This is a genomic window from Streptomyces sp. MMCC 100 (assembly GCF_041538145.2).
Lineage (GTDB): Bacteria > Actinomycetota > Actinomycetes > Streptomycetales > Streptomycetaceae > Streptomyces.
Genome location: NZ_JBGORK020000001.1, coordinates 8,023,165 through 8,035,763, shown reverse-complemented (window position 1 = coordinate 8,035,763; position 12,599 = coordinate 8,023,165). Strand labels below are relative to the sequence as shown.

The window sequence follows — 12,599 nt, the reverse complement described above, 5'->3', positions numbered from 1 at the left end:
TCATGGAACTGCACGACGTCTGGTTCGTTCTGATCGCCGTCCTGTGGACCGGCTACTTCTTCCTGGAGGGCTTCGACTTCGGGGTCGGTGTACTCACCAGGCTGCTCGCCCGGAACCGGGCCGAGAAGCGGGTGCTGATCAACACCATCGGCCCCGTGTGGGACGGCAACGAGGTGTGGCTGCTCACGGCCGGCGGCGCCACCTTCGCCGCCTTCCCCGAGTGGTACGCCACGCTCTTCTCCGGGTTCTACCTTCCCCTGCTGGTCATTCTGGTCTGCCTGATCGTTCGGGGTGTCGCCTTCGAGTACCGCGTGAAGCGGCCCGAGGAGAACTGGCAGCGCAACTGGGAGACGGCGATCTTCTGGACCTCGCTGATCCCCGCGTTCCTGTGGGGCGTGGCCTTCGGCAACATCGTCCACGGTGTGGAGATCGACCGAAACCTGGAGTACGTCGGTTCCGTCTGGGACCTGCTCAACCCGTACGCCCTCCTCGGCGGCCTGGTGACGCTGATGCTGTTCACCTTCCACGGGACGGTGTTCACCGCCCTCAAGACCGTCGGTGAGATCCGTGAGCGGGCGCGCACCCTGGCGCTGCGCGTCGGTCTGGTCACGGCCGTGCTGGCCCTGGCCTTCCTGCTCTGGACCCAGGCCGACAGTGGGGACGCCAAGAGCCTGGTCGCCCTCGTGGTGGCCGTCGCCGCCCTGATCGCCGCGCTGATGGCGAACCAGGCCGGGCGTGAGGGCTGGTCGTTCACCCTGTCCGGCGTCACCATCGTGGCCGCCGTGGCGATGCTCTTCCTGACGCTCTTCCCCAACGTCATGCCGTCCACGCTGAACGCGGACTGGAGCCTCACCGTCACCAATGCCTCGTCCAGCGCCTACACGCTGAAGATCATGACCTGGCTGGCCGTGATCGCCACGCCGGTCGTCCTGCTCTACCAGGGCTGGACGTACTGGGTGTTCCGTAAGCGCATCGGTACCCAGCACCTCGCTGACGTCGCGCACTGAGTCCAGCGGTGGGCGTTTCACGTGAAACGCCCACCGCAGGGCAGGGAGGCCTGTTTCACGTGAAACCCATCGATCCACGTCTTCTGCGGTACGCCCGCGCCACCCGGTTCTTCCTGGCGGCGGTCGTGGCCCTGGGCGCCGTCGGGGCCGGACTGCTCGTCGCGCAGGCGATGCTCATCGCCGAGGTGGTGGTCGGCGCCTTCCAGCACGGCACGGCGGCCGCCGGACTCCGTACCCCGCTGCTGCTGTTGGTGGCCGTCGCCTGCGGCCGGGCGCTCGTCGGCTGGCTCACCGAGCTGGCCGCGCACCGGGCGAGCGCGGCGGTGAAGTCGGAGCTGCGGGGCCGACTGCTGGAGCGGGCCACCGCGCTCGGCCCCGGCTGGCTGAGCGGCCAGCGGACCGGATCCCTGGTCTCCCTCGCCACCCGGGGCGTCGACGCCCTCGACGACTACTTCTCGCGCTACCTGCCGCAGCTCGGCCTCGCGGTGGTCGTGCCCGTGGCGGTACTGGCCCGCATCGTCACCGAGGACTGGGTCTCGGCGGCCATCATCGTCGGCACCCTGCCCCTCATCCCGGTCTTCATGATGCTGATCGGCTGGGCCACCCAGTCCCGGATGGACCACCAGTGGCGGTTGCTGTCGCGGTTGTCCGGACACTTCCTGGACGTGGTCGCGGGACTGCCGACACTGAAGGTCTTCGGCCGGGCCAAGGCACAGGCCGAGTCGATCAAACGCATCACCGGCGAGTACCGCCAGGCGACCATGCGGACCCTGCGGATCGCCTTCCTGTCGTCCTTCGCGCTGGAACTGCTCGCCACGCTGTCCGTGGCACTCGTCGCCGTCACCATCGGCATGCGCCTCGTCCACGGTGACATGACCCTGTACGACGGCCTGGTCGTGCTGGTACTGGCACCCGAGGCCTATCTGCCGTTGCGGCAGGTGGGGGCGCAGTACCACGCGGCGGCCGAGGGCCTCGCCGCCGCCGAGGACATCTTCTCGGTGCTGGAGCATCCCGTACCGGCATCGGGGACCGGCCGGGTTCCGACGGACGGCGCGCTGGCGTTCGAGGACGTGACGGTCCGCTACCCGGGACGCGCCGCGGACGCCGTCACGGACGTGAACTTCACCGTCGACCCCGGAGAGACGGTGGCGCTCGTCGGCCCGAGCGGCGCAGGCAAGTCGACGCTCCTGAACGCCCTCCTCGGCTTCGTGCCCCCGACCGGTGGACGGGTCCGGGTCGGGGGAGCCGACCTCACCTCCCTCGATGTGGCCGAGTGGCACGCGCACGTCGCCTGGGTGCCGCAGCACCCGCACCTGTACGCCGGCACCATCGCGGAGAACGTACGACTGGCCCGGCCCGACGCCGACGACACCGCCGTACGGCGGGCGCTGCGGGACGCGGGCGCCCTGGCGTTCGTGGACGCGCTGCCCGAGGGCACGGAGACGGTCCTCGGGGAAGACGGAACCGGTCTGTCCGCCGGACAGCGGCAGCGGCTCGCGCTGGCCAGGGCGTTTCTCGCGGACCGGCCGGTGCTGCTGCTCGACGAGCCGACGGCGGCCCTGGACGGGGCCACCGAGGCCGAGGTCGTGGACGCCGTGCGCAGGCTGGCGCGAGGGCGGACGGTCCTGCTGGTGGTGCACCGTCCGGCGCTGCTGGAGGTGGCCGACCGGGTGGTGCGGCTGGACGCGCCGGCCGCCGTCGCGGCGTCGGACGACACCCGCGGACTGCCGGCGGCCGCGGAGGAGAGCCCGCGCACTCCCGCTCCGGTTTCCGTCGACGAGCCCACGGCCGAGCTTGCTCCGGAGGCGCGGGGAGGCGTGTTGTCACGGGTCCGCGCCATGTCCGGGGCCCGGAGCGGGCGGCTGGGCCTCGCGCTGCTGCTCAGCAGCCTGGCCCTCGGCAGCGCCGTCGGCCTGATGGCGACCTCCGGGTACCTCATCTCCCGGGCCTCCGAGCAGCCGCCGGTGCTGTATCTGATGGTGGCCGTGACGGCGACGCGCGCCTTCGGCATCGGGCGGGCCGTGTTCCGCTACGCGGAGCGGCTCGTGTCGCACGACGCCGTGCTGCGGATGCTGGCCGACACACGGGTCGCCGTGTACCGGAGGCTGGAGCGGCTGGCCCCCGCGGGGCTGCGTCGCAGCCGCCGGGGCGACCTGCTGTCCCGGCTCGTCGCCGACGTCGACGCCCTGCAGGACTACTGGCTGCGCTGGCTGCTGCCCGCCGGCAGCGCGCTGATCGTCTCCGCCGCGTCGGTGGGATTCACGGCCTGGCTGCTGCCGGAGGCGGGCGCCGTGCTCGCGGTCGGCCTGCTCACGGCCGGTATCGGTGTTCCGATGGTCACCGCGGCCGTGGCACGGCGCGCCGAGCGCAGGCTCGCCCCCGCCAGGGGCGTGCTCGCCACCCGGGTGACTGACCTGCTCACCGGCACCGCCGAGCTGACCGTCGCCGGTGCGCTGCCCGGTCGGGCCGCCGAGGCGCGGCGGGCCGACGGCACCCTCACCCGGATCGCCTCACGTGCCGCCACCGCCACCGCGCTGGGCGACGGGCTCACGGCGCTCGTCTCCGGCCTGACCGTCGCGGGCGCCGCCCTCGTCGGGGTCCAGGCGGTCGCCGACGGCCGGCTCGCCGGCGTGGCCGTGGCCGTCGTCGTCCTCACCCCGCTGGCCGCCTTCGAGGCCGTACTCGGGCTGCCGCTCGCCGTGCGGTACCGCCAGCGCGTGCTCAGGAGCGCCGAGCGCGTGTACGAGGTGCTCGACGCCCCGGAGCCGGTGCGGGAGCCGGAGGCGCCCCGGCAGGCGCCCACCTCGCCGTTCCCGGTGGTGCTCAAGGGGCTGTCCGCGCGTCACGCCGGGCAGGACAGGGACGCGCTGGCAGGGCTCGACCTGACCCTGGCAAAGGGACGCCGCATCGCCGTGGTCGGACCGTCCGGGTCCGGCAAGACGACCCTGGCCCAGGTTCTGCTGCGCTTCCTCGACTCGGACGCGGGCTCCTACACGCTGGCCGGTGTCGACGCCTACGCCCTGGCCGGCGACGACGTACGGCGGCTCGTCGGGCTGTGCGCCCAGGACGCGCACCTCTTCGACAGCTCGGTCCGCGAGAACCTGCTCCTGGCCAGGAAGGACGCCACCGAGGGCGAGCTGCGCGACGCGCTGGCGCGGGCCCGGCTGCTGGAGTGGGCCGACAGCCTGCCCGACGGCCTGGACACGCTGGTCGGTGAGCACGGGGCCCGGCTGTCCGGCGGTCAGCGCCAGCGGCTGGCCCTGGCCCGGGCGCTGCTCGCAGACTTCCCCGTCCTGGTGCTCGACGAGCCGGCCGAGCACCTCGACCTGCCGACCGCCGACGCGCTCACCGCCGATCTGCTGGCCGCCACCGAGGGCCGTACGACCCTGCTGATCACGCACCGGCTGGCGGGGCTGCGGGCGGTGGACGAGGTGATCGTCCTGGACCGGGGCCGGGTCGTGCAGCGGGGCACGTACGCCGAGCTGGCGGCCGTGCCGGGGCCGCTGCGGGAGATGGCCGGGCGGGAGGCGGCGACGGAGCTGCTGGTGGGGGCGCGGTGAACGGCCGACCCGGCCACGGCTTCGGAAAAATCCTTGAATCCGACTTTCCTGAACAAAAGGGTCTCATTAGGCTCGGGGCATGCACCCAGCACCGCCTCCCGGCTCCCTGCCGTCCCGTGCGGAGGCCTCGGCCGAACTACTGGCACGGGTGCCGAAACTGCTGGACGCGATGCGGTCCGTCGGCAGCGGACTGGAGCTGCACACCACACTGCACCGGATCTGCGAGACGGCCGCCGACCTGGCACACGCCCGGTACGCGGCCATCGGCGTCGTCGACGAGGACGGCGACGGACTCGCCGACTTCGTGCACCACGGTTTCGACGAGGCGACCGCCCGGCGCATCGGCCACCTTCCCGACGGCCGCAAGGGTCTGCTCGGCGCGCTCATCAGCGATCCCGGACCGGTCCGGCTGACCGACCTGGCCGAGGACCCGCGCTCATGCGGTTTTCCCGAGCACCACCCGCCGATGCGCAGCTTCCTGGGAGTCCCCATCCGGGTGCAGGGCGAGATCTTCGGCAACCTCTACCTGACCGACAAGCACGCGGGCGAGCCCTTCAACGACTACGACCTCGCCATGGTCCGGGTCCTGGCCACGGAGGCGGGAATCGCCATCGGCAACGCGCGACTGCACGAGGCCGCTCAGCAGCGGGAGCGCTGGATCGACGGATCGGTCGCCGTCACCACCGCCCTGCTGGCCGGCGGTGACACCGACGACGCCCTGCAGACCGTCGCCGAGCAGGCTCGCCGCCTCTCCGGGGCGGCCGCCGGGATCGTGCTGCTGCCGGCCGACGGGGGCGGCCTGGAGATCGTGGCCGTCGACGCGCCGCGCCCCACGAACGCCCTCGGCGCGGTCATCCCGCCGGAGAACGGCATGGTGGCGGAACTGCTCGCCGGACGGCCCGTGTTCGTGGACGACGCCGCCACCGACCCCCGCCTGGCCGACGGACCGGCGCGCTCCTACGGGCCGGTCATGCTGTTGCCGCTGTGCAGGGACGGGAAGGTCCTCGGGAGCCTCGTCATGCCCCGAGCCCGCGGGGACCGCCCGTTCACACGGACGGAGCGTGCGCTCGGCGACCGGTTCGCCTCGCAGGCGGCGCTGGCGCTCACCATGGCCGAGGCCCAGCGCGACCGGGAACGGCTCGCCGTGTACGAGGACCGGGACCGCATCGCCCGGGACCTGCACGACCTCGTCATCCAGCGGCTGTTCGCGACGGGGATGATGCTGGAGAGCGCCCAGCGCAGGTCTGCCGTGCCGGAAGTGCGTGACGGGGTCGGCGGGGCCGTCGACGAACTAGACGTCACCATCCAGGAGATCCGCTCGGCGATCTTCGCGCTCCAGCAGCCTGCCGAGGCGCCCGCAGGGCTGCGCACCCGTGTACTGCGCGAGATCACCATGGCCGCCGTACCGTTGGGTTTCACGCCCACCCACCGTTTCGTCGGCCCGGTCGACACCGCCGTCGGCGACCTGACCGGCAAGAACCTCATCGCCGCGCTGCGCGAAACCCTGTCCAACGCCTTCCGGCACGCCCACGCAGGCCGGATCGAGGTGGTCGTGGACGCGACGGCCACCCTGCGGGACGGCCGGCCGGGCGTCCGACTGACCGTCGCGGACGACGGGGTCGGCATTCCGCAGGGCGGCCGGCGCAGCGGCCTGCACAACCTGGAGCGCCGTGCCGAGACCGTGGGCGGCGCCAGCCGGCTCGGGCCGGGCATCGGGGTGGACGGCGCCGGCACGACAGTGCTGTGGGAAGCGCCGTACTGAGCGCCGTCGCCGCCGTGTTGCCCCGTGTGCAGCAGCCGCACTGAGCCGTGTGCAGCAACGGTTCCCCCACTCGTACGACCCGAACGAGACCCCGGGCCCCGCGCCGGTCCACGATCGCTGACATGCGCTCATCCCGCCGACGTCCGCTGCTCGTTCCGGTGCTGCTGTGCGCACTCGCGGTGCTCGCGGCCCGCCCCACCGACGGCAGGGACGGGGACGGCGGATCCGGTACCGCACTCGGCCCCCAGGTGGCGCGCCTGTACGAGGACGCGGCGACGGCCACCCGCCAGTACGAGGACGGGCGGCGAGCGGCCGAGGCGCAACGGGCGAAGGCCCTGGAGTACGAGCGGCTGCTCGACGGGCAGCGGCAGAAGATCGACGCCATGCGCGAGGACCTGGGCCGCATCGCCCGTGCTCAGTACCGCAGTGGCGGTGGGCTTCCGCTCACCGCGCGGATGCTGCTCGCCGACGATCCCGACGGGCTGATGCGCGGTCAGCGGGCGGTCGCCCGCGCGAATCTGGCCGTCGACAGGACCATCGGCAAGAACCTGCGGGCCGAGGCCCGGCTCGTCGCCGACGAGGCCAAGGCACAGTCGGCCTGGCAGGCGTTGGAGAAGCGCAACGCCGACCTGGCGGAGCTGAAGAAGAAGATCGAGAGCAAGCTGGAGGCGGCGCGGTCACGGCTGGAGGGCCGGGCGGACTCCTCCGTCGCGGCCGGCTCGTGCCCCGGCGCGGTCCGCCTCGACCAGCCGGACATGTCCGCCGGCCCGTCCTGGGTGGCGCCGGTCGAGACCTACGAGCTGTCGGCGTCCTTCGGCAGCGGCGGGGCGAGGTGGGCGAACCGGCACACCGGCCAGGACTTCGCGGTGCCGGTCGGGACACCGGTGCGCTCGGTCGGCGCGGGCCGGGTCCTCAAGGTGTCCTGCGGCGGGGCCTTCGGCATCCAGGTCGTCATCCAGCACGCGGGCGGCTACTGCACGCAGTACGCCCATCTCGCCGCCGTCGCCGTCGACCAGGGCGACCGGGTCGACGCCGGGCAGTGGATCGGTCAGTCCGGCACCACGGGCAACTCCACCGGACCCCACCTGCACTTCGAGGTACGGGTCACCCCGGAGATGGGCTCGGCGCTGGACCCGGTGCCGTGGCTCTCACAGCGCGGGGTGCCGCTGCTGTGACGGCACCGGATGCGGGGCGGGACGTCAGGGCAGGTCCGCAAGCATCCGCTCGATCACGACTGCCACGCCGTCGTCGTTGTTGGCGACCGTCCGCCCCGAGGCGGCGGCGACCACGTCCGGGTGCGCGTTGCCCATCGCGTACGACCGTCCCGCCCAGGTGAGCATCTCGACGTCGTTCGGCATGTCGCCGAAGGCGACGACCTCCTCGTGCGAGATGCCCCGCTCGGCGCAGGACAGGGCGAGCGTGCTGGCCTTGGAGACGTCCGGGCCGCTGATCTCCAGCAGGGCGCTGGGGCTGGACCGAGTGACATTGGCGCGGTCGCCGATGGCGAGGCGGGCCAGCGTGAGGAAGCCGTCGGGGTCCAGCTCCGGGTGGAAGGCAAGGATCTTGAGGACGGGTTCGGCGGCGGCGCGACCGCCCGGCGCCAGGATCTCCTCGGCGGGCAGGAGGTCGTCGGGGTCCTCCATGTGCAGCTTCGGATAGGCCGGCTCCTGGTGGAAGCCGTACGTCTGTTCGACCGCGTACACCGTGCCGGGCGCCGCCTCCCGCAGCAGCCGTACGGCGTCCAGCGCGTTCTCCTGCGGCAGCTCGCGGACCTTCACGAACCTGTGCTTGCCGGGGCCGCCGTGGAGGTCGACCACGGCGGCGCCGTTGCCGCAGATGGCGAGGCCGTGCCCGTGGACGTGGGCACTGACGACGTCCATCCAGCGGGCGGGGCGGCCGGTGACGAAGAAGACCTCGATGCCCGCCTTCTCCGCGGCGGCCAGCGCGGCGACCGTGCGCGGGGACACCGACTTGTCGTCGCGCAGCAGGGTGCCGTCGAGGTCGGTGGCGATGAGCCGCGGGCGAGTGGCGGCGGCCGGGGGCTCGGGCTTTCGGGTCGCTGAGGTCACTCGGTCATTGTCACGCATATGCGTGCACGCCCGTGCGCGGGTCCGCACACATGTGAGCTACGGCTCTCATGCGCGGCCCTCCATGTCCCTGCTTCATCCCTTCAACTGCGCCGGCGCCTCCATCGCGATCCGCTCGAAGACCTTCTCGTCCGCGGCGAAGTCCGAGTCGGCGATCGGCCAGTGGACGACAAGCTCGGTGAAGCCCAGGTCCCGGTGGCGCCCGGCGAAGTCCACGAACGCGTCCACGGACTCCAGCGGGCGGTTGCGCTCCGGCGTGAAGCCGGTGAGCAGGACCCGGTCCAGCCCACCCACCTCGCGGCCGATCGCTGCGCAGGCGTCGGCCAGCCGGTCGCCCTGCTGCCGCAAGGCCCGGTCCGACTGCTCGGGGGTGCCGTTCTCGAACAGTTTCGGGTCGCCGGTGGTCACCCACGCCTGCCCGTGCCGTGCGGCGAGCGCCAGTCCCCGCGGACCGGTCGCGGCCACCGCGAAGGGCAGCCGGGGCCGCTGTACGCAGCCCGGGATGTTGCGTGCCTCGTGCGCCGAGTAGAAGTCGCCCTCGTACGACACGGCGTCCTCGGTCAGCAGCCGGTCGAGCAACGGCAGGAACTCGCCGAACCGGTCCGCCCGCTCACGCGGCGTCCACGGCTCCTGGCCCAGCGCCGTGGCGTCGAAGCCGGTGCCGCCCGCTCCTATACCGAGGGTGATCCGGCCACCGGAGATGTCGTCGAGGGAGATCAGCTCCTTGGCGAGCGTCACCGGGTGCCGGAAGTTCGGCGAGGTGACCAGGGTGCCCAGACGCAACCGCTCGGTCACGGCCGCGGCGGCGGTGAGGGTGGGCACGGCGCCGAACCACGGCCCGTCCCTGAAGCTGCGCCAGGAGAGGTGGTCGTAGGTGTACGCGGTGTGGAAGCCGAGCTGCTCGGCCCGCGTCCAGGCCGAACGGCCGCCCTCGTGCCAGCGGCGGTACGGAAGGATCACGGTGCTCAGGCGCAGGCTCATGCCGCCGAGCCTATGCGGCCGCTCGCTGTTTCACGTGAAACAGCCTCCGGCGTCACCGCACGCGACTGCTCAACCACGGACTGAGGAAGATCATCGGCACGTACTCCCGGTGGGTGCGGTCGCCGGGCAGAGGCACGATCAGGTGGTATCCGGGCGGGAAACGGCGCCCCTTGACGAAAGCGCGGTCGCCGAAGACGGAGCGCAGAAACGCGGGCACCTCGTCACGTGGGACGTCGGGGCACTCCACGTTCTCGACGGTGATCAGGGCATCGTCATCGGGGAAGAGCCGGACGCTCACCCGGGGAACGCCGCCGAACTCGACGAACGCCTCGTGCGGGAGGGAACCGTCGGCGTCGGTGGTCACCCCCACGCCCGCGGCGCTGCGGCGGGAGGTCCGGTCGGCGCCGATGTCGTCGGTGACCTCGATCTCCAGCGCGAATTCCTCCGCGATGGCGCGGAGGGCGGTGACGGCGGACTGGGTGGTGGGGAGGTGCTCCATGCCTTCGATCATGCTGGGTCAGTGCGGAGCGGGAAAGCGCAGATAGCGGGACGGCACGGTCTTCGTCAGCCAGACCCCGTTCGCGCTGGCATGGAAGACATGTCCGTCGCGGTGCATGGCTGCGGCGTCCACCGAGAGCACGACGGGCCGGCCGCGGCGGGCCCCGACCCGGGTCGCGGTCGCGCGGTCCGGCGAGAGGTGCACGTCGTGCCGGTTCATCGGCCGCAGGCCCTCGGTGCGGATGGCCTCCAGATGCCGGGCCACGGTCCCGTGGTAGAGGTACGGCGGCGGAGTCGCCGAGGGCAGGCCGAGATCCACGTCGATGCTGTGGCCCTGGCTGGCGCGGATACGGGTGCCCTCGACGGCGAAGCGCCGCTTGTCGTTGGTGGCGACCACGTGGTCGAGCTCTTCGCGGCTGAAGCGGAAGCCGTGTGCGGCCGCCGCGGCGATCAGCGTGTCGATCTCGACCCAGCCGCCCTCGTCGAGCGTGAGCCCGATGCTCTCCGGCTGGTGGCGCAGGTGCTTCGACAGGTACTTGGAAACCCGCACCTTGCGTCTGTCGTCGTGTGCCTCTTCGTGTCTGTCGTCCGTGTGTTCCTCTTGCATGGCACCAGCCTGCCTGGTGAGACGCGCGTCACGCGAAAGAATTTCTCCGCCGAGGTTTGATCCACAGTCAAGTCAGGTTATCCACAGGCGTGTTGGGGGTCTCTGTGGAAACTACAGAGGTGGCTTCACTCGGGCGAGGTGCCTCAACACCCGTGGCGCGAAGCGGGACATGAGGTGAGCACCCCGCGCTTCCGGCGTCACCGGGACCACGGCCCTGTTGTGCACGACGGCCTCCAGGACGGCGTCGGCCACCTTCTCCGGCGGGTAGTTGCGCATCCCGTACAGCCGGGCCGTGCGCTGTCGGCGCCGCTTCTCCTCCTCGGCGTCCACACCCGCGAAGTGTGCCGTGGAGGTGATGTTGGTGTTGACCAGGCCGGGGCAGATCGCCGTGACACCGATCCCCCGATCGGCCAGCTCGGCCCGCAGGCACTCGCTCAGCATCAGTACGGCCGCTTTGGAGGTGCCGTAGGCGGGCAGTGCCCTGGAGGGCTGGAAGGCCGCCGCCGACGCGGTGTTGACGATGTGCCCGCCCTGCCCGCGCTCGGCCATCTGCCGGCCGAACAGACGACAACCGTGGATCACACCCCACAGGTTGACGTCGAGGACCTTCTTCCAGTCCTCCGGCGTGGTGTCGAAGAAGGAGCCCGACAGGCCGATCCCGGCGTTGTTCACGAGCACGTCCACCACGCCGTGCTCGGCGGCGACCCTGGCCGCCAGCTTCTCCATGGCCTGCGCGTCGGAGACGTCCACGGCCTCCGCCCAGGCGGCCGGCGCACCGATCAGCCGGCACAGCTCCGCGGTCCGGGCGGCGGCCTCGGCGTCCCGGTCGACGGCCACCACGCGCGCACCGGCCTCGGCGAACGCGAGCGCCGTCGCCCGCCCGATGCCGTTGCCCGCACCGGTGACCAGGACCAGCTGCCCGCCGAAGCGGTCGGCGTACTTGCCGTTCGCCATGGTGTCGGAGCGGCCGTCCTCGGTGGCGGTGACGAATTCCGTGATCCAGTCCGCCAGCCGGTCCGGCCGGGTGCGCGGAACCCAGTGCTTCGCGGGCAGCGTGCGCCGGGTGAGCCGCGGCGCCCACAGCTCCAGCCCGTCGTAGAGCCGCTCCGACAGGAACGCGTCGCCGAGGGGCGTGATGAGCTGCACGGGCGCGTGTGCGTAGGCGTCCGCGCGTGGCCTGCGCAGCCGGGGCCTGACGTTGTCCCGGTACAGCCACGCCCCGTGTGCCGCGTCCGACGGCAGGGACGCGGTCGGGTAGTCGCCGCCGGGCACCTTCTCGACGCGCTCCAGGATGCCCGGCCAGCGCTTGCCGAGAGGGCCGCGCCAGGCCAGCTCGGGAAGTACCGGCGTGTGCAGCAGATAGACGTACCAGGACTTGGCGCCCTGGCCGAGGAGCTGTCCGACCCGGCGCGGGGTGGGCCGCCTGAGGCGCTTGCTGATCCAGTGCCCGAAGTGGTCCAGGGAGGGGCCGGACATCGAGGTGAAGGAGGCGATGCGGCCCTCGGTGCGTTTGACCGTGACGAACTCCCAGGACTGCACCGAGCCCCAGTCGTGGCCCACCAGGTGCACCGGGCGGTCCGGGCTGACCGCGTCGGCCACGGCCAGGAAGTCGTCCGTCAGCTTCTCCAGCGTGAACCCGCCCCGCAGCGGGCTCGGGGCGGTGGACCGGCCGTGGCCGCGGACGTCGTAGAGGACCACGTGGAAGCGGCCGGCCAGGCGGGCGGCGACCTCGGACCAGACCTCCTTGCTGTCCGGATAGCCGTGCACCAGGACGACCGTGGGCCGGCGCGGATCGCCCAGCTCCGCCACGCACAGCTCGACCCCGCCCGTGCGCACCCAGCGCTCCCGCGCACCGTCCAGCACCGTCATTCCTCCTCCGCCCAGCGCCGCTCGTGCGGCAGATCGTCGTCCAGCCCGCAGGTGCTCTTCTCGAAGCGGTACGCGACCACGTCGGGGGCCGACCCCGCCGCGTGGCCGCACATCGCGTCGCTCCCCGGCCCCTTGAGCGACTGCGTGCCGGAGCCGAACAGGCGCGGGGACAGCAGCCGTTCCACCGCCCCGGTCCGGTCCGGTCCGGCCCGGTCCGGTCCGGTCCGG

The 12,599-nt window shown here is 72.4% G+C and carries 10 protein-coding genes; 4 read left to right on the top strand and 6 right to left on the bottom strand.

What is annotated here, in order from left to right; all coding sequences use genetic code 11:
• Positions 1-2 precede the first annotated feature (2 nt).
• From cydB to ABS735_RS37300, 4 genes are all read left to right on the top strand, one after another.
• Positions 3-1,007: a cytochrome d ubiquinol oxidase subunit II gene (gene cydB, locus ABS735_RS37315; RefSeq protein ID WP_373904688.1), complete on the top strand. Its 1,005-nt coding sequence runs from the start codon at positions 3-5 to the stop codon at positions 1,005-1,007.
• 59 nt (positions 1,008-1,066) lie between these two features.
• The gene (cydD, locus tag ABS735_RS37310) at positions 1,067-4,567 is read left to right on the top strand and encodes a thiol reductant ABC exporter subunit CydD (RefSeq protein ID WP_373904687.1); all 3,501 of its coding nucleotides are present in this window, start codon (positions 1,067-1,069) and stop codon (positions 4,565-4,567) included.
• 79 nt (positions 4,568-4,646) lie between these two features.
• Entirely contained in the window at positions 4,647-6,329 is a 1,683-nt protein-coding gene (locus ABS735_RS37305) for a sensor histidine kinase (RefSeq protein WP_373904686.1), read from the top strand.
• Positions 6,330-6,451: 122 nt separating this feature from the next.
• Positions 6,452-7,504, top strand: coding sequence for a M23 family metallopeptidase (locus ABS735_RS37300; RefSeq protein ID WP_373904685.1), 1,053 nt, complete (start codon positions 6,452-6,454; stop codon positions 7,502-7,504).
• Between the two features lie 24 nt (positions 7,505-7,528).
• On the opposite strand, the gene ABS735_RS37295 is transcribed toward ABS735_RS37300, so the two are convergent.
• The 6 genes from ABS735_RS37295 to ABS735_RS37270 all read right to left on the bottom strand — a co-directional run bounded on the left by ABS735_RS37295 (position 7,529) and on the right by ABS735_RS37270 (position 12,556).
• Positions 7,529-8,416 carry an HAD family hydrolase gene (locus tag ABS735_RS37295; RefSeq protein ID WP_373904684.1) on the bottom strand — a complete coding sequence of 296 codons (888 nt, stop codon included), beginning with the start codon at positions 8,414-8,416 and terminating at the stop codon, positions 7,529-7,531.
• Between the two features lie 75 nt (positions 8,417-8,491).
• The gene (locus tag ABS735_RS37290; protein ID WP_373904683.1) at positions 8,492-9,397 is read right to left on the bottom strand and encodes an LLM class flavin-dependent oxidoreductase; all 906 of its coding nucleotides are present in this window, start codon (positions 9,395-9,397) and stop codon (positions 8,492-8,494) included.
• Between the two features lie 52 nt (positions 9,398-9,449).
• Entirely contained in the window at positions 9,450-9,908 is a 459-nt protein-coding gene (locus ABS735_RS37285; protein ID WP_373904682.1) for a hypothetical protein, read from the bottom strand.
• 6 nt (positions 9,909-9,914) lie between these two features.
• Positions 9,915-10,502, bottom strand: coding sequence for an RNA 2'-phosphotransferase (locus tag ABS735_RS37280; RefSeq protein ID WP_373904681.1), 588 nt, complete (start codon positions 10,500-10,502; stop codon positions 9,915-9,917).
• A gap of 111 nt (positions 10,503-10,613) precedes the next feature.
• Positions 10,614-12,371: an SDR family oxidoreductase gene (locus tag ABS735_RS37275; protein ID WP_373904680.1), complete on the bottom strand. Its 1,758-nt coding sequence runs from the start codon at positions 12,369-12,371 to the stop codon at positions 10,614-10,616.
• Complete coding sequence (locus tag ABS735_RS37270) at positions 12,368-12,556, bottom strand: hypothetical protein (RefSeq protein WP_373904679.1); 189 nt, start codon at positions 12,554-12,556, stop codon at positions 12,368-12,370. Before ABS735_RS37270 ends, ABS735_RS37275 begins: the two co-directional genes overlap by 4 nt.
• Positions 12,557-12,599: the final 43 nt, after the last annotated feature.